Here is a 20,827-nt window from a genome sequence, read left to right on the forward strand (position 1 = left end):
TGTCCCTCAGCGCATCAGAGGAAGTTAATCAAGCTCAGCTGCTGAAGCCGCGAGGTCAGCGTGTAGGAAGCCTCGAGCTGGGTCTGCAATGTCTTCAGCATGGTCCCCGCCCCGACGGTATCAATCCCCTCCAGGTCCAGCTGGTATGACTTGACGATCTTGGTTTGCGCGTCGATCGACGTGTTCGCTTTCTTGACGCGCTCTTCCGACAGGCCAAGATTGCTCTGCATACTGATCAGTCCGGTGACGGCTTCGCCCATGTATTCGACGGCTTTGTCGGTGACCGCGCCGCGAACCTCATTGCTTAAGTTGGCGCTAAGAAGTTCCTTGGAAATCACGCTTGCGAGAGCAAATTTCCGGGAGCCTTCGGTATTGACGTTTGTCGAACTCTGAATGACTTCGTTGACGCTGACACGGCTGGTCATGTTCTGGCTGGAGGCGCTCGACCAATCCGTCCATTTCGACCCGGCCACAGACGGGTCGGCATACATCGGTTCCAGGGTATTTTCGATGAAGTCGTTCATCTGCGCCTTGGTGAACTGGCTGACCGACGTCAGCGGCGGCACCTGAACGGGCTGCGCGCCGATAAAAGTCGTCAATGCCGCGTCGTAGGACGCCTTGGCGGCGGATGTATCCGTATAGCCGGTGACAGGCTTGACATCGGTATTGATGCCCGAGAACAGATATTCACCATTCAGAGACGTGTTGGCGGCCGATGTGTATGTCGTCATCGCTGCCGTATTCTGGTCCTGCGCGATTTTCAAAAGGTTATCGGTGCCGCTATCCCGGAAAGCCATCAGCGACGACAGCGACTTCTGGGCAGCGTCCAGCGTCGTCTTCAACGCTTCTTGCGATCCGGAAAGCCTTTGCGTCACAATGGAATTGGTGCTTTTCAGCGTCGCCAACCGATCGATCTGCGATGAAATGTTGACCGAGCGGGAGGTAGAGCCCCCAAGCGCCAGACCATAATCCGAGTGAACGCCGGTCGCGATTTCGTTGTTCAGTTTGATCATTTCCGTCTGACCTCTTTGGATGGTCAGGCGCATGGCATTTTGAATGGCCAGATTGGAAACGAAAGACGTTTTCATGATTTTATCCTACAGCTTGCAGAAGGGCCGCCATCATGGCATCCACCGTACTGACCAATTTCGCCGATGCCTTGTAAGACTGCTCAAGGTCCAGCAACTGCGATAGTTCCTCATCGAGACTGACGCCTGTGACGTTGCTCAACGCATCTTGCGTGCGCGACAGCATGGCCGTCTTGTTGTCATTGGCGGTCGATGCCGTCTTTCGCTGCTCTTCCAGCCAACCGATCGAGGAAGCGGAAAAATCCAGGATGCTGCTTGAGCCGTCGAGCCCCGTCGCAGGATCGAAAGGCATATCGGCGCTGAGCGATGTAACAAATTTGTCCAGAAGTGCCGTGTAACCGGAACTTCCTGCAGTATTCGACTTGTAGGTGGGGCCATTGAAGCCGCCGTCGCGGACCAGCGTCGGATTGCTTGTGGCCAATGGATTGATCGTCAGTGATGCCGCCATGCCGGTGACAGTTGTGCCGGCCGCAGGCACGGTTCCACCTGCCCAGGTGAAGAGACCCGGTTTGGCCGTGGTCGCGGGTGTGGTGTTTTCCTGAAAGAGCGTCACCAAACCGCGGGCGATTTCATCGAGTTGGGACTGAAATTTTGGTGCCGTCTCATCCCGCAACTGGAGCAGGCTCGCAAGCTTGCCTTCGGCGCTGGTGTCGGCGCCTTTACCTGGCTTCATCGGTACGCCATCGACGTAGATCGCGTTGCCGTTGATCGACGCCCCGAAACCGGGCGTTGGCTGAAAAGTCACCGCGCGCGCGCTGTTTTCGAACAGGACTGTGCCATCGGACGTAAAGATGACCGTATCGTTGTTGGCGCGTGTTACAGTGGAAATACCGACGATCTCGGAAATCTGGCGAAGCAGCTTGTCGCGCTGGTCGAGCGCATCGCTTGCGTCCGTGCCACTGGCTGTCGCGCCCTGTACTGCGTTATTGGCCTTTTCGAATTCGGCGAGCAGCTTGTTCAGTTTTTGAACGGAAGCGTCGATTTCCTTATCGGCATCGTAGCGCACGTCCTGGACGGAGGCAGATGTCTTATTCAACGACTTGGCGAGATCCGAGGCGCTCGCCACGGTTGTGGCCGCGATGGATGCGTTGCCGGGTGCCGCCGCCAAGGTCTGCAGGCTGTCACGGAATGATTTGAGGTAGTTCGATGGCGAGGTCTCGTAGCCATTGCCGCCGAGCGCCGCCTTGACTGCTTCCAGGCCGGTCAGCAAAGCGTCCTGAGCCGACGACTGCGAAATGCTGATGGAATGCTGCTTCATCAGCGCGTCGTTCTGGGCGCGCTGAATGGATACGATCTGCGCACCGTTGCCACTCGTGCCAAGCATTGCCATGCGCCTGGAGTAGTCCGCATTGCTCACATTCTGGATATTCTTCGAAACGAGTGCCGTTTGGGCCGCCGTGTTGTTGAATATCGTCTGTGCGGTGTTGATGGCTGATGACAGCGACATGACGCAGACCGTACCTTTTCAATTATCGCTTCAGGTTCACAAGAACGTCCAGCAGGTCTGCACCTGTCTGGAAGACTTTCGAGTTTGCCGTGTAGCTACGCTGGGATTCGATCATCGCCGTCAGTTCGTTAGCGATATCGACGTTGGAGCCTTCGAGCGCGCCGGACTGAATGCTGCCGAAGTCGCCGGAGCCGGCAAAACCGGTGATGATGACGCCCGAATCCACGCCCTGCGAATAAACATTCCCAGACTGCGGAATGAGATTGTCCGGGCTCTGGACATTGGCCAAGGCTACGCGGTAGCGCGGGTCGAGCGTGCCGTTTTCGTACTTGACGTAAACGACGCCCTCCTTGTCGATCTGATAGCCAGCCACCTTGCTTGGGGCACTACCGTCGATCGTACCGCCATCCGGAGTGAACTCTCGGCCGAGCTGCTGTGTTTTGGTGAGATCGATCGTCAACGCGCCGAGGTTGGCTCCCGTGCCCGGAAGACCGTTGATTGCGGTCGTCGTCAGCGTTGCCGGATTGGTCGTCAATTGACCAGCAGCATCGAAGGCGAGTGTCTTTGTGCCCAAGACACCGGTAGCCGGTGCGGCATAGGTGGCGCGGTCACGCACTTCGACTGTCCAAGCATTTGGGCCGGTCTTCTTATAGACAAAGTCGAGAAGGCGCGCATTGCCCTGGCTGTCGAAAACCTTGAGCGAGGTCGTGGATTCCGCACCGACGGCATCACCGGAGTTGAGCGTCGCACCCATCGCGCCCTTGGTTGAGCCCTTTGCGACCAAGCCATCGGAGGCGAGGTTGACCTTGGTCAGACCGTCAAATCCATTAACGACGACTGTCGGATCGACGCCTGCCTTGTACTCGTAACCCATCAGCGTGTAGCCGGCGGAATTTACCAGATCTCCATCGCCATTCTGCGTGAAGGCGCCGGCGCGGGTTAGGAAGTTGGAGCCATTTGCACCTTCGACGATGAAGAAACCGCCACCATTGATGGCCATGTCGGTGCCGGATGTCGTGTAGGTCGTCGGGCCTTGTTCCGAAATGCTGTAACGCACCTTGGTTTCGACGCCACCGGAATTGTAAGCACCGTTGCTGGTCGGCAGGATCAACGAGGAGAATTCCGTCGATGCCCGCTTGTAGCCGGTGGTGTTAGAGTTGGCGATGTTTTCAGCGACCGTACCCAGGCGGTTTGCCTGGGCATTCATGCCGGAACCACCGGTTCTCATCATTCCGTAAAGACTCATGTCCGATCCTCGTTTTATCGTTATGGCGAGACTATGGGGTGGGCCTTGCGTGAACCTGTCTTGGGGTGCCGGATGCCGCACATCCGAAGCCCCGTCGACGATCAGCTCCAGTCGATGCAGTAGCCGAGGAAACGCTTGGAATCGATCGGGTCGAAACCGAGCCGCTTGCGCAGCTTCTTGCGCAGCTTGCTGATATGGCTTTCAACGACATTTTCTTCGACGTCCTCATCGAAAATTCCGTAAATGGCGTTGAAAATCTGAGACTTGGAGACGCGGCGTCCACGATTGGAGACCAGGTATTCGAGAATGCGGCGCTCGCGGCGCGGCAAGGCGAAAACTTCGCCCTGGACTTCCGGATCCCGGCCGTCTGAAAACACCCGGATCGGGCCGATGTCGGTGAAATTCACCAGCGCCTTCAGGCGGCGGCGGATTGCTGCCGCACGCGCCAGAATTTCGCGGGGGTGAACCGGCTTGCGGACGACGTCGTCGACGCCGCAATCGAAGAATGCCAGCGTCGTTTCCAATGAAGGGCTGTCGCTGATGGCGATGACCGGGGCCGTCGAGCGGTCCCGGATAGCGCGGGGAAGGCTCATGGCCTTTTCGCCCTGGCCGATCAGGAACGCCTCGACGGCATCGATATCGCTATCGGCCGCCTTCGAAACCCAATCGCCGAATTCGCTTGGATCGAACCCCTGGGAGGGCACGCCCTCCCGTCCAAATAGTGAAGTATATCCGTCTTTCACGAGCTCACGCTCATCAACCACTACGATCATTCGTCCGCCTCCGAATCAGTATCGCGCATCTATGGTTAAGAGGTACGAATCGGGGGATTCATGAACAACTATGGAATGTGAGTGACTGAAATTAATAGTAGATTAAGATTTGTGTGCCGATTTGAACTAGATATAGTGGCAGCGTTCGCATATGACACTATTTTTTATGTGGAAACGTTAACAGCCTATTAAGAAACCGCTTGTGGTCATTTTTCTAACTCAATGTTGACGCAATCGCCAAGAGCAATAAAAGCTGTTTATAATTCATCTTTTAGTTGAGTTATTGGCAAAAATTCGACGCATTCGCCGTCCATTTTCCGTAGCCCGTCGCGACCAGATTGGCGATAACGCGGCAGACATATTTTTTCTGCGCCGGATCATTGTTCGGTCCTGCGTGATAGCGGGCAACGGCCATTGTCCAGGTTTCGTGCCGGGCATGTAGATTGGAGAGGAACCGGGCCGCATATTCGACATTCTTTCGCGGGTCGAGCATCTCGTCCGGCGAGCTGAAATTCTCGCCATGGAAGTAATAATTGATCTGCATGCAACCGAGATCGATCAGCTTGGCACCCTGCGCCCGCGCCGCAGCAAAGCGCTGAAGAACCTCTCCGGCGCTGTTCTCAAAAAAAGCCTTGCCTTCGATGTTCATCGCAAACGGCTGGAGCGATCCCTTCCGGCCGGTCTCCGTCAGCCCGACGGAATAGAGGATGCCTGCCGGTATCTGATATTTCGCCGCCGCCGCCGTGATCTCGCTTTCGCACACGCCGGGGCTTGCCTGGACGTTACATATAGACATCACCAGCGCGGTTAAGCTCAATCCCAGAAGACGCATCGCCGCTACCTTCATTGCCCGTCCACCTTTCGCCGCCCTGTCCCTGACCGCCATTGTCATTGCGCTGCCCCTTGGCGCCATCTCCAGCGGCCTCGCGGCCCTGCTGGCCTGCCTGAGGCTGTGGCTGCTGCTGCGCGGTGCTGCCGGACGTGTCCGAAGCGTTGAAGACGATATTGACCTGATCCACGGCGAAGCCTTGCGCGCGCAACGCCTTGACCATGGCACTCTGATCATCGCTCAGCTGCCGGAAGGCATCGCCGGTCTCAACCTTGATCTCGACATGTAACTCGTCGTCCTTGAGCCGCAGCGTTGCCGTGACCATGCCGAGATCGATCGGGTGCATCTGGATCTTCAACGTGTTCAGAACCTTGCCGGTGGCCGCCTGCGTCAACTGTGAATGATCTCCGGTGCTGCCCGGTTGGAGCGCGCGGGCCCATTCCGGGTTGCTGGCGATCTGGTTGGTCACAGCCGACGCGTTGCTTGAAGGCGCCAAGCCGAGATAGCGGCGCGCTTCTACCACGGTAACGGTTTCAGCCTTGGCTGTGGCGGCTGACGCCTCGTTCTTGGCAACCGTCTTGTCTCCGTCCGAGGACAGGCTCATAGACACCGCCTGGCCCTTGCCATCGGCGCGCGCAAAGCGGAACACCTGGTCAGCTTCAGCATCAGTTCCGGCCTTGGTGGCATTCTTGACCGCGTTCGCATCGCCGGCCGCCTGCGCCTCGGTCTTCGCCGTATCCTTCGCACCAAGCTTCGCCTTGCCGGCCCGTTCGGCGAGCGCCTGGAACTCGGACATGCCCGGGGCCGTGCCAGCCGTCACCGACTGGCTTGCCGCCGCCGGCTTCTGCGTAGCATCCAAAAGACTGAGCAACTGGCTGACATCGCCCGCAGCCGCGTCCGGAGCGTTCGCCGCCAGGGCGTCATCCGGGTTTATAGTCTTGTCGTCGTGCCGGGCGAGGCTTGTCCCGGCATTTTTCATCAGACCGGCAATCTTCTCGCCGACCAGCCCGTCGATGGTTTCCCCCGCATCCTCGCCAGCGCCGGCGCGGTTCGCCTGCATCAGCGAGAATTTCTGCAGATGATCCGCTTTTGCGGCGGCCAGCGAACCTTGCACCGGCATCTTGCCCTTGACGTGAATGTCCGCGGTGGAGGAAGAACCGAGCAAGGATTTCATGAGGCCATCGTGTTCCGTGGCAAGGCTCTGCAGCGGCGAAAGGCCGTTCTCGCCGGAATCGACAGCCAAGGGATCGGTTCCGGTTTCCTTGGACGCGGCAACCAGCACCTCGGCCGCAGAAGACTTGAGGGTCTGCGTCAGGCTGCCCTCGACACCTGGGTTTCCGTTGATCGAGACCACCGGCTGTTTCTTTTTGCCGGCGTCCGCAAAGGCATTTTCGAACGCGGACTTCTGATTGGCGGCGTCCATATCATCCGGCTTGCCCCCCGACTTTCCGCCCGCCTTGCCTGATCTTACGGGACTTGCTCCCAGCAGGTTGTCGTCTACGAATGTCATTGTTGGTCTTCCCCCTTCAGGAGAGAATCGATCTCGTCGAGCTTCGAGCGGCCTGTGCTCAAAAATGCGTCGAGAACCGGGTCAGCCGGAGCTTGCCCGGACGAGGCCGCCTGCGGCATCGCATTGGGTTGAGCCGCCTTCAAAGCCACTTCCGACGCCGGCGTTGCAAACGGGCTGTCACCGCTGCCGGTGTCTGCTCCGCTCTTTTCCGTTTTGATTTCGGATTTGACATTAGAAACAGATGCTTGCGTCAGGCTTTCCGGCTGGGGTGCACGCAGCACTTCCTCGGCGATGACGGTTGCGGCCTGGCGCAAGGCGCGATCGCGGGGTGACAGCTCCGCTTCGGGAATGGCACTGATATCCTTGACCGCTTCGAGAATACCCTTCGATGGAATACCGACCAGGCCGGAATAGAGGCTGGCCAAGGCCTTGGGGCCTGCATCGGCAACGCCGGAAAGATCCTGGGCCCGCGTTGAGGCGAGCGTTGCCAGTTCCTGCATGCCGCCAATCGCTGCGCGGCGGGCAATGCGCAAATAGACTTCGCGCTGCCGGGGCTTGTCCATGAAGCCAAGAATTTCCTGGATCTTTGTTTCGGTCTTCTCGCTGTAATTGACCACTGCCAATTCGACGAAAACATCGGCAAACTGGCTGGCATAAGGAGACGTCAGGAACCGGCGGGCATAGGAGAGCGAGTAGGCAAAGCCCTTCTCCGACATGGCGCCGCGGGTCGCCAGCGATATCGAACGCCGCAGGGCGGCTTCCTCGATGTTGGTACCCGGCGCCGTCAGACGGGCCCAATCGTAATATTGCAGCGACTTTGCCGGGCTCTGCTGTGCCGTCGCGTTGCCGAGAACCAAATAGAGATACGGCCCAATCCGCGAGTTCCGGTATTCCGGAATGGCTTTCGCCAGGTTTTCCACCATCAGCCCGCCCTTGCCGGCGAGGTAGTGGCTTAGCGCATCGACAAGCCGGGTATCAAAATTGCCCCCGATGTCGTGATTGGCGAGATAGGACAGGGTTTCCGGGTTGCCACCGCTCATCGCATAGAGGAAAGCGGCATCGACATTGCGCGGATCATCGAAAACCGTGTGATCGGATTCCCGCAGACGCTTGTCGATCGCCGCCAGCATGAAGCGCTGCATCTCAGCCGCCGAATGATCGCCAAGCACGATGGCGTCCTGGATAGCCTGCAGCGAGCGCAGCATCTTGTAGGGCGGCAGATCCTCCGGGCCTTGCGCATGCGCTGCCGTCGCCGGGATTGTCCCGGCGGCACATGCACAGAGAAGGAGGATGCGGATCGCCTTCAACATCACCATCAGCCCTGGTTCGTCTGCAGCAGGATTTCAATGCGGCGATTGGCCGGCGCCAGCGGGTCCTTCGTATCCTGGAGACGCTTGTCGGCGAAGCCGCTGATCTGGCTGACGCGGCTCTCGGCGAGGCCACCGCGGATGAGCATGTAATAGGCGCTCTGAGCGCGATCGGACGACAGCCGCCAGTTATCGTAGGCGCCCTTCTTGAACGGACGGCCATCGGTATGGCCGCGAATGGCGATGGCGCCGCTGCGAGCAGAAAGAAGCTTGCCGATTTTCTCCATGGCGATAACCATGTCCTTTTCAGGCACGGCCGAGCCCAGCCCGAACATTGGCGTATCGCCCTGCTCGCTGATCGTTACCAGAAGGCCGCCCTCGGTCGGAGTGACCAGCAGCCCTTCGGAGAGTTTGCCGGCCGAGCCGCCGATTTCCTTCTCGATTTCGGCTTTCAGAGCCTTGGCAGCATCTTCGCCGGACTTGACCGGAGTTGCGTTCCCGGAGGCTGCAGGCGGGTCAATCTCCGTCTTGTCGGACGCATCCTTCTTTGCCGCTTCGGACTGATCTGCAGAAGCAACGACTTTTTCCTTGGCGGCGTCTGCAGGACCATCTCCGGCCTTCGCCTCAAGACTGTCACCGCCCTTTTCCGCGTTCTGCAGTTCGACCTGCTTCGTCCAGAAATCCGGATCAAACGGGTCGCGATAGGCTTCGCCCCCCTCTGCGCCGGTCGCAGGTCCGGACGTCGAGGCGCCGCCATCACCCTTGGCGCTGATATTGGCGTTGCGGCCGACTTCATTGACGATTTCGGACATTACCGAATAGGGGTTCTCGAAGAAGTCGGCGTCGGAATACTGCGTTTCCTCGCCGGAGGTCGCAGTCATGTCGTCACCGTTCTTCGCCGAACCGCCGGTCTTGGTCTCGGTGCCATCGACCTTCGACTTCATCTGGTCCTCTTCACCCTTGGCATCCTTGGCCGGCTGCTTGACGCCCTTTTCGGATGGCTTTGCATCGGTCAGCTGCACGGGGTTGAAATAGGATGCAAGCGCTGCCTTGGTCTGCGGATTGGCCGCGTTGATCAGCCACATGACGAGAAAGAATGCCATCATCGCCGTCATGAAGTCGGCATAGGCGATCTTCCAGGCACCACCGTGATGTCCGTCGTGGCCGCCACTGTGACGTTTGATGATGATGATTTCGTTCTTGCCGTGGTGATGGCCGTCGTTCTCGCTCATGCCAGCACCTTGCCAACGGTATCGGCCCAAGCGGCCATGCGCGTCACCAGAATGGAATCGCCGAACTCGACCGAGAGATCGATGTCGTCGGATTCCAGATGGCGGAAAATCAGGGTTTCATCATTCAGATGACGTTTCAGCGCCTCGAACAGCGCTACGGGTCCCTTCACGGTGATCTTGACGCCTTCGCCGGAGCCGATCGACAGCGTGATCATCCGGGCAAGATCAGCGATGGATTTCTGCAACAGCACGTCGTCCATGACAGGGGCCAGCGCCCGCGCCGTCTGATCCGACAGCATGGTCACAAGCTGCGAGCCCATATCGGAAAAGCGATCATAGATCATTGCGGCAATTTCATTTTCGCAGCGCACACGCATAGCCTCAAGTTCGGCAGCATGGCGCGTATTCAGCGCGGCAATTTCCGCGTCATGAAGAGCTGTCTGCTCGCTTTCCGCTTCACTGCGTCCCAGAGCGAACGCATCGCGGCGCTCTACGTCAATGTCGATTTGCGGCTGGGACTGCGGCTTCATGGCAAAAGCACCGTTGGCCGGAAAATCTTCGTCCAGGTCCGGAAAATACCGTGGTGGAACCAGGGACAGATCGACTTTCGGAACGCTGAAATCCTTGAGGTAGCGGGAAATGGACGCACTCATCGGCAACCTCCCGTGAACCGGACCACGGTCAAGCCGGCCGCCCGTTGGATTGCGGACGGCACTGGGCTAACAAGCCTGAAAACATAAGACTGTGACACTTCCGGAATGTCTCCTTCAGGACCCTGCGGAGCGAGAGTGCCGCGCGGCCCGAACATTTTCAATCCGTACCAGCCCGATGCCGGGAGGACCGGCTTGCAGGCAGCATACAACGGCAGCACGACAATCATGTCGGCTGGCAACCCGGATGAGGATGGCTGCGGTTGGAGACTATCCGGTCAAACTTGTGCGAAAATGTAGGTCACAGATATATCCGGCCCCGGTGGGAAGTCTCCTGCATGCGAGACCGGTATAGCACCGAGGATCGATGACGGGAGCCGCTAGAATAAGGCTCCTGTCATCGATCCTCGGTATGAGGTGTTGGACCGCGCTTGGGCAATGAGCGCGGTCCAACCGTTTCCACCTGCCGATGACCGCGGCTTGGCGGAAAAGAGTTCGCAGCCCCGCAAAAGGGGAGCGATAGAGGATGCGCGAACCGGTTTCATGCCCGCCGGTCCGGCGCGTCTGGGCTTATTGCTGGAACAGGCGCAGGATGTTTTCCGAATTGGTATTGGCGATCGAGAGCGCCTGGATACCGAGCTGCTGCTGCGTCTGCAGCGCCTTCAACCGGGTCGATTCCTCGTTCATGTCGGCGTCAACCAGGCGGCCGACGCCCTTGTCGATCACATCCATCAGGTTGGCGACGAAGTTTTCCTGCATGTCGATGCGGCTGGTGATGGCACCCAGCGTCGACGCGGAGTCAGTCAGGTTACTGAAAATGGCATCGACGGCTTTGATCATGCCTTCGATATCATCGTAGCTGGTGCTGGCCGTCAGTTCTATGAGGTTGCCTGCAGCCGCAGTGGCGCCGGCAAACGCAAGCAATTTGTAGGTTGCAGTTGCAGTCGTCGCACCATTTGGCTGGGTGACCCCAACAGACTTGGTCAGCTGGCCGAGCGAAGCGTTCTTCGTATCGATCAGGATCGACGCTGCCGTGTTATAGTCCAGCGTCGAGACCGACACGGTACCGTTGGTCGACCGGTTAAAGGACGCGACGATAGACTTTGTGCCCGCAGGCGTCGTGCTGTCATTGTACAGCCAGTTTTCACCCGAGAACGAAGCGGATTCAGCTGCTGACGCCAGCTGGTTCTTGAGCTCGGTCAGTTCCTTGTTGATCTTCGTCTTGTCCACGCCCGGCTCGCGCGCGGCGACGAGCTTGGCCTTGATCTCGGAGACAACGTCGATCGCGGAACTCATGCCGGCGTAGGATGTATCGACCTTCGCCGCACCCAGCCCGAGCGCGTCCTGAACGGTCGAGAGGGCTGCATTGTCCGAACGCATGGTGGTCGCGATGGACCAGTACGCGGCGTTGTCGGCTGCGGTTTCGACGCGGTAGCCGGACGAAATGCGGTTTTGTACTTCTTCCATATTCGAGTTGATCGAACGCAATGTCTGGAGAGCCGCCATAGCGGCGGAATTGGTCAGGATGCTGGTCATGGTCATTGCCCCAGTTCGAAATTAAACGGAACATTCCGGATCGTAACCGGTAGCGACGGGACCAGCGTCATGCAAACTGCCCAATGTTTAGCCCAAGGACAGCCTATCGCTCTTAACGAACACTTAACAGTCACATGGTTAACAAATCATTAAGCGCGTTAGCAAGTCGGTAATGAAAATGAACGAAAATAAAACTCAATTGCCACTTCGTTAACGGCCGCGGTGCCCGACATGCAGGCACGAAAAAACCGCGCCCCTTGCGGGACGCGGCTTGCGAAATATCCGGCGGATCGGTGATGAATTTGACCCGCCGGCGCTATCGTCCTGCCTGTTCCGATTAACGGAAGAGCGAGAGAATGTTTTCCGAGTTGGAGTTGGCGATCGAGAGAGCCTGGATGCCGAGCTGCTGCTGTGTCTGCAGAGCCTTGAGGCGGGTCGACTCTTCGTTCATGTCGGCATCGACGAGACGGCCGACACCCTTGTCGATCACGTCCATCAGGTCGGCCATGAAGTCGTCCTGCATCGAGATGCGCTTGTTGGTCGCACCGAGCGTTGCAGCCGAGTCCGTCAGGTTCGTCAGCATCTTGTCGACGGCACTGATCATGCCTTCGATGCTGTCGTCGCTGGTGGATGCTGTCAATGTGATCTGCGTGCCCGTCGCGCCGGTCGAACCAGCTGTGTTGATCAGGCGGTAGGTGGCGGTGGTGGTCGTTGCGCCGCTCGGCTGGGTGACCGTGATATCCTTGGTCAGCTGGCCGTTCGAAGCCGTCTTGGTGTCGATCAGAACAGAGGTGGCAGCGTCGAATTTCAGGACGCCGACAGCAACGTTGCCGGAAGAGTCACGTGTGAACGAACCGACCATTTCCTTGGTGCCGAGGGCAGTGGACGAGTCGTTATAGAGCCAGTTTTCACCGGAGAAGGAAGCCGACTGCGCCGTCGAAACCAGCTGGTTCTTGAGCTCGGTCAGTTCCTTGTCGATCTTCAGCTTGTCAACACCCGGCTCGCGGGAGGCAACCAGTTTGGCCTTGATTTCGGAGACGACGTCGATGGCTGCGTTCAAACCGGTATAGGCTGTGTCTGTCTTGGCAGCGCCGAGACCGAGAGCGTCCTGAACCGTGGAAAGAGCCTTGTTGTCCGACTTCATGGTCGTAGCGATCGACCAGTAGGCAGCGTTATCGGCAGCGGTTTCGACGCGCAGGCCCGAGGACACGCGGCCTTGCGTCGTTTCCATGCCGGAATTGATCGAACGCAGGGTCGAGAGTGCTGCCATTGCAGCCGAATTGGTGAGAATGCTTGTCATGGTATTTACTGCCCCTTTTGAACAGGTGAAATGGAAGGGACATTCCGGTCAGTACCGGGAAACAGCGGCCAGCTTCATGCCTGTTAACGCGTTAATTTTCTTGGTTAACCCGCTGTTTCGATGACCATAGAAAACACCAACATGGTTAAAGAAAACCTAAAGGAGGAAAACTTTTTTTCGTGGCAAAGAAAAAACCGCACCTCTTGCGAGGTGCGGTTTTCGATAGGTCGCGGAACCGGCCGTTTGGGGGGGATGGCGGCCCCGCGCCGTTTTCGATTAACGGAACAGCGACAGGATGTTCTGCGAGTCCGAGTTGGCGATCGAGAGAGCCTGGATGCCGAGCTGCTGCTGTGTCTGCAGAGCCTTGAGGCGGGTCGACTCTTCGTTCATGTCGGCATCGACGAGACGGCCGACACCCTTGTCGATCACGTCCATCAGGTCGGCCATGAAGTCGTCCTGCATCGAGATGCGCTTGTTGGTCGCACCGAGTGTTGCAGCCGAGTCCGTCAGGTTCGTCAGCATCTTGTCGACGGCACTGATCATGCCTTCGATGCTGTCGTCGCTGGTGGATGCCGTCAATGTGATCTGCGTGCCCGTCGCGCCGGTCGAACCAGCTGTGTTGATCAGGCGGTAGGTGGCGGTGGTGGTCGTTGCGCCGCTCGGCTGGGTGACCGTGATGTCCTTGGTCAGCTGGCCGTTCGAAGCCGTCTTGGTGTCGATCAGAACAGAGGTGGCAGCGTCGAATTTCAGGACGCCGACAGCTACGTTGCCGGAAGCGTCACGTGTGAACGAGCCGACCATTTCCTTGGTGCCGACGGCAGTGGCCGTGTCGTTGTAGAGCCAGTTTTCACCGGAGAAGGAAGCCGACTGCGCCGTCGAAACCAGCTGGTTCTTCAGTTCGGTCAGTTCCTTGTCGATCTTCAGCTTGTCAACGCCCGGCTCGCGGGCAGCAACCAGCTTTTGCTTGATTTCGGAAACGACGTCGATGGCAGCGTTCAGACCGGTATAGGCTGTGTCCGTCTTGGCAGCGCCGAGACCGAGAGCGTCCTGAACCGTGGAAAGAGCCTTGTTGTCCGACTTCATGGTCGTAGCGATCGACCAGTAAGCAGCGTTGTCGGATGCGTTACCAACCTTGAGGCCGGACGAAATACGACCCTGGGTCGATTCCATGTCCGAGCTGATGGAGCGCAGCGTCGCGAGTGCAGTCATTGCGGAAGAGTTTGTCAGGATGCTTGTCATTGGGGTTGTCCCTCTGGATACAAAATACAAGAGTGGGGACATACCGGACTAAAATACTTACCGGTGATAACGGCTCGGCATCATGCCACTCGGCTCCTGATTGGTCAGGAAATCCAAATCCGTTATGTGAGGGTAATGTCGCAGGCAAACATTGCGATATGTTTAAATGCCCTGCGAATATGCACGTGTCGCGGCCCGCCGCGACACGCGACCGGCATCGCAGAGCCTCAATAATTATCATTATAATTCAACGACTTAGAAAATTTCTGCGCGATACGTCCGTGTCGAAAAAGAGACGGAACGTTAACCACGACGGCGGGATCAGTTGAAAGATCGCACTAGGCTGCCGACCAACAGGTTCCAGCCGTCGATAAGGACGAAGAAGAGGATCTTGAACGGCAGCGAAATGGATGTGGGCGGCAGCATCATCATGCCCATCGCCATTGTGATCGTCGCGACGATCAGGTCGATCACCAGGAACGGCAGCATGATCAGGAAGCCGATCTCAAACCCGCGCCTGATCTCTGAAATCATGAACGCCGGCACGACAGCACGCAAATCGACCCTGTCGCCGACGACGACCGTCTGTCCCTTCTCCTTGGCGATGTCGATGAACAGCTGCAGGTCCTTATCGCGGGTATTGGCAAGCATGAATTCCCGGAACGGTTCGGCAATGCGTGTCATCGCCTCCGTTTCGTTGATCTGGTTCTGCAGGAGCGGATTGACGCCGTTCTGCCAAGCCCGGTCGAAGGTCGGCGCCATGACATAGAAGGTCATGAACAGCGCGAGGCTGACCATGATCATATTGGACGGCGTCGTGGCGAGCCCCATGCCGGTGCGCAGGATCGCAAAAGCGATGACGAAGCGCGGAAAGCTCGTCACCATGATGAGAATGCCAGGGGCGACCGACAGGACGGTCAAAAGGCCGAATGTGCGGATGATCCAGGACGCCACCGAGCCGTCGATGGGCGTGTTGAGGATATCGGCGGGAAAGCCTTGCGCTCCCGCGATACCCGACATCGCCAGCATGGCGGCTATGAATGCGATAGTCCGGATCATGAGCGAATCATTGAATAACAAATGTCCTGAAGATGACATTGGTTACGCGCCCTTCGGAGCGCAGGTCAACCCGTTCTTCGATGTCATCCTTGAGATATTGAAATCCGCGCGGTCCCTGGATCTGCTGCAATGATACGGTCTTCAGATAAGCGGCGATATCCTGATGGATCTGCTCTGCCATAGCCACATCCGGGGCGCCCTTGAAAAGAAGAGCAACTTCAAGCCTGATCCAGTTTTCGGTCGGATAGGCAAGGTTGGTGGTGATCGCATCGAGCTGCACGACGCCGTTGGCTTCGGTTGCGATTTTCGGCAACCCTTCGTCTTTCTTGCCAGCCTCACCTTCTGGTTTCAGGCCAGCATTTTTCAGGGCGACTGCTGCCTTGGCTTCCTCGACGATCCTGGCTTCCTCGGTGCTGAGAGGTTTGGGTGCCAGCATGCCGCCGACTAGCCAGCCGCCGCCGCCTGCGATCAAGGTCAGGACCGCAAGCGCCGCGATCATGACGACCGGCGATGACTTTTTCGGACCGCCATTGGCGAGATCGGCATCTTCCATCTTCAAAATCCATCAAGAGTTGGCCGATACAGCGCCGCGCGTCATTCACGACGCGCAAAGGTCCCTGTAGCACTTTAAATTTGCTGCCGATCCGTCAGATCGGCGACACGATATCCATGACCTGCTGGCCCCATGGTGGCTGCTGGACTTCGGTCAACCGGCCACGTCCACCGTAGGAGATGCGCGCCTCGGCGATTTTCTCGTAGGAAATCATGTTCTTCGCATCGACGTCGTAAGGCCTGACGATACCCGCGACGTTGAGAATACGGATTTCGTGATTGACCCGGACCTCCTGGGAACCGCTGATCAGCAGATTGCCGTTTTCGAGCACGCCGGTGACGACGGCTGCCACCAGCAAGACGAGCTTTTCGGAGCGCTCGGTCGTACCCTCGCCCTTGGACTTGGTGTTCGAGCCGTAGTCCAGCCCGCCCTTCCAGCCGAAATCGCTCGATTCCGATTGGCCGTTCGCGCCAATCTTGAACCCGCTGTCATTGGTGCGGCTGCGGTCCGTCTTGTTGTCGAACGATGCCTTGTCGTCGATACGGATATCGACGGTCAGGATATCGCCGACTTTCAGCGCGCGGGCATCCTTGAATAGGGCTGACTGATTGTCGCTCCAGAGCGAATAGCCGTTCATGACCTGGCGCGGTTCCTTCGGATACATCGCCATCTGCGGCGTCTGGGCGTATTGCAGCCCGCTGCCGATCGGGCTCATGGCCGGAGCCCTGCCGATCTCGTTGAAGGTCTGGTTCTGGCATCCCGACAGCAGGCTGGCGGCGAGAAGAACCGAAATCGGATATCTCATGACGGTTCCTTCGATGTGTCCGGGTCTGTGGCGCTGGAAATGACATTGGTGACAACCGCCGCCTTTTCATTGCTCATTTCGCTGAGAATCAGGCTCGATTGGCGCGGCGGAAGCTGCATGAGGATCGCCGCGGCGACACCGGGGTTGACAAGCTCCAGCTTGGCTGCCGCCGCATCCGCCTTCATGGTCTTGTAGATTCCGACCAGGCCGATCTGGGCCTGTTTGAGAAAATCGTTGCGGCGCTTCAGCCAGTCCTCGTATTCGGCGCGGCGCTTTTCCAGCGTCGCGATACGTTCGTCGATATCGAACTGCAGCTTCTCAAGGTCTTTCTTCTGCAGAAGATACCGCTGGTCACGCGCTGCGTCGGCGATATTGGTGCAGAACTGCTGGATCTCATTGCCGTTGGCCGGGATGCCCACAGCCGGCGCAGCGACCTCTTGGGCAAAGGCGCCGGGTATGGCCAACATGGTGCAGCCGGCGGCGATCAACATCAGACGGCGGCGCAGGCCGTTGGAAGCGCTGGGAGGACGATATGTCATCATTGCAAGACAAGCTCCGCCTGAAGGGCGCCGGCTGTCTTGATGCCCTGGAGAATGGAAATGATGCCGTCCGGTTTCACCCCTATACTATTGAGGCCCGAGACCAGAGAGCGCAGGTTGGAACCATCGAGGATCGCGACGGTTCCGCCATCCTCGGACGCCTGGATTGTCGTATTCGGTTCGATCTCGGTACGACCCCGCGAGAACGGCTCCGGCTGCACGACGGTCGGCGTCTCGGTTACCTGAACCGTCAATGTTCCATAACTGACGGCGACCTGGTTGATCCGCACATCCTGTCCGATGACGATCGTGCCGGTCCGTTCGTTGATGACCACGCGCGCGGGCACATCGGTCTCGACGACGAGGTTTTCGATATCGGCCATCAGGCGGGACAGATCGGCCATCTTCGGCTTGTCGATGACAACCGCCTGGGAATCGCGCGCCTCGGCGATGCTGCCGCCAAACTGGGTCTTGCCGTAGCGATTGATAGCCGCGGCCATGCCGACAGCCGTCGAAAAGTCCGGATTTCTCAGCTGCAGAACGAGATTGAACCCATCCTTGAACTTGGCCGGCAGTTCACGCTCGATGATCGCACCGTTCGGAACGCGGCCGGAGGTGGTGATCCCTTGCGTTACCGATGCGGCATCCCCCTGCGCACTGAAACCGGTGACGACGACGGATCCCTGCGCGACCGCATAGATCTGTCCGTCGGCACCCGACAGCGAGGTCATCACCAGCGTACCGCCGCGAAGCGAGGTGGAATCGCCAAGCGACCCGACTGTGACGTCGATGCGGCTGCCGGGGCTGGCAAAGGGCGGCAGGTTGGCGGTGACCAGAACCGCTGCAATGTTCTTCGAACGGGATTCGTTGTCCTGCGTCGAGATCCCGAGGTTCTGCAGCATGGCGCGCAGCGATTGCGCCGTGAACGGTGCGGAGCGCAGACTGTCGCCGGTGCCCTGAAGGCCGACCACCAGACCATAGCCGATCAACTGGTTTTCGCGTCCCGACTGCAGCGAGGCGATATCCTTGATGCGCGACGCGGCCTGTGCCGGCGCGATCGTCATCGAAAGCACGGCAGCAATTGCCAGGCACCATTTGCCGAAACGAAAGATCATTTTGCCACCACGTGAATTGTACCGTCATCCATCACCGTTCCGGAGACGATGATGCCTGAATCGGTGTTGCGCACCCGGATCAGATCGCCGACTGCGGCATTTTCCAGCGGGGCTCCGCCGGCTGTGATCGTCAGGGGGCCGTTGGTAAAGACGATCCGGACCGCCTTGCCGCGCTCGACCGCATAGGGTTCGCGCAATGCCGAGACGAGGATGACGCGCCCTTGCAGCAGGGTGCGGCTGGTCACCTTGCCGGTCACCTGTTCCGTCGAGACCGCATAGTCGCCGGCCAGAGCTGGATTGGTCACCTCGACCTCCTCCAGCCGATTGGCATCGATGACCTCGCCCGGATAGATCGTCTGGGTCGGAATGACAGCCATGCGCTTTTCGGCCAGGGCATGGGCTGGAAGCACCAACCCGGCGCCCATGGCCCCAGCGACGGCCAACGCCCGCAGAAGCAAACCTCCGCGGGGAGTGGCAGCTTTCAATAGCAGCACATTGACAGTCCGGCGAAACGTCATGTTTGCCAATCCCTCTTTTATCTCAGGTTCTTGCTGACCGTCGCAGCCATTTCGTCGGCGGCCTGGATGATCTTGGAATTCATTTCATAGGCGCGCTGAGCCGAGATCAGGTCGGTGATTTCCTTGACCGGATCGACGTTCGACGCTTCGAGGTATTTCTGCTTGATCTGTGCATAACCCGGATCGGCCGGAGTGCCGATGACCGCCTCGCCGGACGCCGGCGTCTGCTTGAAGAGATTGTCCCCCTGCGGCTCAAGACCTGCCTCGTTGACGAAGTTGGCAATCGTCAGCTGGCCTAGCACGGTGGGGACGGTGTCGTTGCCGACACGCACCGAGACCTCACCCGAGGCGCTGACGGTGACCTCGCTGGCGTTCTGCGGCACGGTGATCTCCGGCACGACCGTGTAGCCATCGATGGTCACGAGCTGGCCATCGGCATTGGTGTTGAACGCACCGGCGCGCGTATAGGCCGTTTCGCCGTCCGGCGTCTCGATCTGGAACCAACCGCGGCCGATCAGCGCCATGTCCAGATTGTTGCCGGTGCTGATCAGGCTGCCCTGCAGATGCAGGTTGCGGACGGCGGAGGTCTGCACACCGAGGCCGATCATGGCACCTTCCGGAACGATCGCCTGGTTGGCGCGGTTCGGCACGCCTTGGGCGCGTTCGGTCTGGTAGAGAAGGTCGGAGAACTCCGCCCGCGCGCGCTTGTAGCCGGTGGTGTTGATGTTCGCGATATTGTTCGCGATCACTTCCAGGTTCAGCTGCTGGGCGTTCATGCCTGTCGCGGCGATCGAAAGAGCCTTCATTACATTTTTCCTTTAGATCGGCATGCGTGCGATTTCGAGATAGGCACTGACGACCTTGTCCCGGATGGCGATGGCGGTTTGCAGCGACTGCTCGGCATTCATGACGGAATCGATGACTTCGCGGGTATTGGCTTCGCCGCGAATGCCCTGGATCGAATTGACTTCCGACTGCCTCAGACCGTTGGTCATCTCGGTCGCCATGTTGCCCATGACTTCGGCAAAGCTCTGAGACTTGCCGGCCGTGGCCGCGCCACCGAGAATGCTCTGGGCGGACGAGGCTGATGACGTGGAGGTGGCGTCCTTGACGGTTGAAATTGCCGCACTGATGGTTTTGATTGCGTCGATCATTATTGCGATGCCCTGAGAAGGTCGATTGTTGCGGAGATCAGGTCACGTGCCTGCTTCGTGGTCTGGAGATTGGCCTCGTAGGAACGGTTTGCTTCCCGCATGTCGGCCATTTCGATCATCACGTTGACGTTCGGCATCTTGACCATGCCCTTGGCATCAGCCGCCGGGTTACCCGGATCGAATTCGACGGAGAAGTCGGAATCGTCTGTTCCCAGACGCTGAACCTCGACCGTCGATGCGCCACTGGCGCGATCGACTTCCGCTGCAAAACTGACCGTCTTGCGGCGATAGGGGTCGGTGCCCGGCGCGTCGCCGCTGGAGCGTGCGTTGGCAATATTTTCCGAAACGATGCGCAGGCGCGTCGATTCCGCTTCGAGACCGGAGGCCGAAACCTTGAGAGCTGAGACAAGAGGATCCATGGCCGTTATTTCCGTACCGTCATGAGCATCATCCGGTGAAACGCCTTTACCAGCCCGGCATTGAGCTCGTAGTCGCGCTTGATCTCACCGGTCTTCATCAATTCCTTTTCCAGCCGGACGCTGTTGCCCGACTGCTGGACCTCGGCATCGTCCAGCATGCTGGTTTCCGTCACCTGCGCGGCGCTGCTACCATCGGTAAAGTGCGCTGGGTTGGTGGACGCCATCTGGAAGCCGGTTTGCTGCATCACGCTTTCGAACGGCTTGACGTCCTTGGCTGCATAATGCGGGGTATTGGCGTTGGCGATGTTCCCGGCGACGACGTTCTGGCGGACTGCCAGCCATTGCGCCTGCCGGGACGCGAGATCGAAAAGCTGTATAGGTTGCATCATGCGACTCCATGCTTGTTGCTGGAGAACCTAGGCACGCAATCTTGCGTGGGACTGAATTGGACGGCATATCGGAAACGCGGCAGATGCGGGCTTTGCGGCGTGATGCATTTTGGCAATGC

22 protein-coding genes are annotated in these 20,827 nt (G+C 58.7%); all 22 read right to left on the reverse strand.

Annotation, left to right across the window (positions count from 1 at the left end; all coding sequences use genetic code 11):
* Nucleotides 1-14 precede the first annotated feature (14 nt).
* A complete protein-coding gene (locus ACP7E6_RS07410) occupies nt 15-1,088 on the reverse strand; it encodes a flagellar hook-associated family protein (protein WP_426229076.1) in 1,074 nt (357 codons plus the stop codon).
* A gap of 4 nt (nt 1,089-1,092) precedes the next feature.
* The gene (gene flgK, locus ACP7E6_RS07415) at nt 1,093-2,535 is read right to left on the reverse strand and encodes a flagellar hook-associated protein FlgK (protein ID WP_426229077.1); all 1,443 of its coding nucleotides are present in this window, start codon (nt 2,533-2,535) and stop codon (nt 1,093-1,095) included.
* 22 nt (nt 2,536-2,557) lie between these two features.
* Nucleotides 2,558-3,781, reverse strand: a complete 1,224-nt coding sequence (locus tag ACP7E6_RS07420; protein WP_426229078.1) for a flagellar hook protein FlgE — start codon at nt 3,779-3,781, stop codon at nt 2,558-2,560.
* 101 nt (nt 3,782-3,882) lie between these two features.
* On the reverse strand, nt 3,883-4,554 hold the full coding sequence (gene rem / locus ACP7E6_RS07425) for a transcriptional activator Rem (RefSeq protein ID WP_060636008.1): 672 nt from the start codon (nt 4,552-4,554) through the stop codon (nt 3,883-3,885).
* 280 nt (nt 4,555-4,834) lie between these two features.
* Entirely contained in the window at nt 4,835-5,386 is a 552-nt protein-coding gene (locus ACP7E6_RS07430) for a transglycosylase SLT domain-containing protein (protein ID WP_426229079.1), read from the reverse strand.
* Nucleotides 5,337-6,893 (reverse strand): flagellar hook-length control protein FliK, encoded by a 1,557-nt coding sequence (locus tag ACP7E6_RS07435; protein WP_426229080.1) that lies wholly within the window; start codon nt 6,891-6,893, stop codon nt 5,337-5,339. Before ACP7E6_RS07435 ends, ACP7E6_RS07430 begins: the two co-directional genes overlap by 50 nt.
* Nucleotides 6,890-8,203 carry a chemotaxis protein MotC gene (gene motC / locus ACP7E6_RS07440; protein ID WP_426229437.1) on the reverse strand — a complete coding sequence of 438 codons (1,314 nt, stop codon included), beginning with the start codon at nt 8,201-8,203 and terminating at the stop codon, nt 6,890-6,892. Before motC ends, ACP7E6_RS07435 begins: the two co-directional genes overlap by 4 nt.
* Nucleotides 8,204-8,208: 5 nt before the next feature.
* Complete coding sequence (locus tag ACP7E6_RS07445; protein WP_426229081.1) at nt 8,209-9,432, reverse strand: MotB family protein; 1,224 nt, start codon at nt 9,430-9,432, stop codon at nt 8,209-8,211.
* Nucleotides 9,429-10,085, reverse strand: a complete 657-nt coding sequence (locus ACP7E6_RS07450) for a hypothetical protein (RefSeq protein ID WP_426229082.1) — start codon at nt 10,083-10,085, stop codon at nt 9,429-9,431. Before ACP7E6_RS07450 ends, ACP7E6_RS07445 begins: the two co-directional genes overlap by 4 nt.
* A gap of 567 nt (nt 10,086-10,652) precedes the next feature.
* Nucleotides 10,653-11,618: a flagellin gene (locus ACP7E6_RS07455; protein ID WP_426229083.1), complete on the reverse strand. Its 966-nt coding sequence runs from the start codon at nt 11,616-11,618 to the stop codon at nt 10,653-10,655.
* A 337-nt stretch (nt 11,619-11,955) separates the two neighbouring features.
* Nucleotides 11,956-12,918: a flagellin gene (locus ACP7E6_RS07460; protein ID WP_426229084.1), complete on the reverse strand. Its 963-nt coding sequence runs from the start codon at nt 12,916-12,918 to the stop codon at nt 11,956-11,958.
* Nucleotides 12,919-13,194: 276 nt separating this feature from the next.
* The gene (locus ACP7E6_RS07465; protein WP_426229085.1) at nt 13,195-14,157 is read right to left on the reverse strand and encodes a flagellin; all 963 of its coding nucleotides are present in this window, start codon (nt 14,155-14,157) and stop codon (nt 13,195-13,197) included.
* A 321-nt stretch (nt 14,158-14,478) separates the two neighbouring features.
* Nucleotides 14,479-15,216 (reverse strand): flagellar type III secretion system pore protein FliP, encoded by a 738-nt coding sequence (fliP, locus tag ACP7E6_RS07470; RefSeq protein ID WP_113245438.1) that lies wholly within the window; start codon nt 15,214-15,216, stop codon nt 14,479-14,481.
* Nucleotides 15,217-15,223: 7 nt separating this feature from the next.
* Complete coding sequence (locus ACP7E6_RS07475; RefSeq protein ID WP_426229086.1) at nt 15,224-15,769, reverse strand: flagellar basal body-associated FliL family protein; 546 nt, start codon at nt 15,767-15,769, stop codon at nt 15,224-15,226.
* Between the two features lie 94 nt (nt 15,770-15,863).
* Nucleotides 15,864-16,574 carry a flagellar basal body L-ring protein FlgH gene (gene flgH, locus ACP7E6_RS07480; RefSeq protein ID WP_426123754.1) on the reverse strand — a complete coding sequence of 237 codons (711 nt, stop codon included), beginning with the start codon at nt 16,572-16,574 and terminating at the stop codon, nt 15,864-15,866.
* Nucleotides 16,571-17,065 carry a MotE family protein gene (locus ACP7E6_RS07485; protein ID WP_426229438.1) on the reverse strand — a complete coding sequence of 165 codons (495 nt, stop codon included), beginning with the start codon at nt 17,063-17,065 and terminating at the stop codon, nt 16,571-16,573. The genes flgH and ACP7E6_RS07485 overlap by 4 nt, the downstream gene beginning before the upstream one ends.
* 47 nt (nt 17,066-17,112) lie before the next feature.
* Nucleotides 17,113-18,228 carry a flagellar basal body P-ring protein FlgI gene (locus ACP7E6_RS07490; RefSeq protein ID WP_426229087.1) on the reverse strand — a complete coding sequence of 372 codons (1,116 nt, stop codon included), beginning with the start codon at nt 18,226-18,228 and terminating at the stop codon, nt 17,113-17,115.
* Nucleotides 18,225-18,746 carry a flagellar basal body P-ring formation chaperone FlgA gene (gene flgA / locus ACP7E6_RS07495; protein ID WP_426229088.1) on the reverse strand — a complete coding sequence of 174 codons (522 nt, stop codon included), beginning with the start codon at nt 18,744-18,746 and terminating at the stop codon, nt 18,225-18,227. Before flgA ends, ACP7E6_RS07490 begins: the two co-directional genes overlap by 4 nt.
* A gap of 17 nt (nt 18,747-18,763) precedes the next feature.
* A complete protein-coding gene (gene flgG, locus ACP7E6_RS07500) occupies nt 18,764-19,552 on the reverse strand; it encodes a flagellar basal-body rod protein FlgG (RefSeq protein WP_426229089.1) in 789 nt (262 codons plus the stop codon).
* Between the two features lie 12 nt (nt 19,553-19,564).
* A complete protein-coding gene (locus ACP7E6_RS07505) occupies nt 19,565-19,900 on the reverse strand; it encodes a flagellar hook-basal body complex protein FliE (protein WP_426229090.1) in 336 nt (111 codons plus the stop codon).
* Complete coding sequence (flgC, locus tag ACP7E6_RS07510) at nt 19,900-20,319, reverse strand: flagellar basal body rod protein FlgC (protein ID WP_426229091.1); 420 nt, start codon at nt 20,317-20,319, stop codon at nt 19,900-19,902. Before flgC ends, ACP7E6_RS07505 begins: the two co-directional genes overlap by 1 nt.
* Before the next feature lie 5 nt (nt 20,320-20,324).
* A complete protein-coding gene (gene flgB / locus ACP7E6_RS07515; protein ID WP_426229092.1) occupies nt 20,325-20,705 on the reverse strand; it encodes a flagellar basal body rod protein FlgB in 381 nt (126 codons plus the stop codon).
* Nucleotides 20,706-20,827 lie beyond the last annotated feature (122 nt).

Source organism: Pararhizobium sp. DWP3-4 (genome assembly GCF_049898205.1).
Taxonomy (GTDB): domain Bacteria; phylum Pseudomonadota; class Alphaproteobacteria; order Rhizobiales; family Rhizobiaceae; genus Pararhizobium.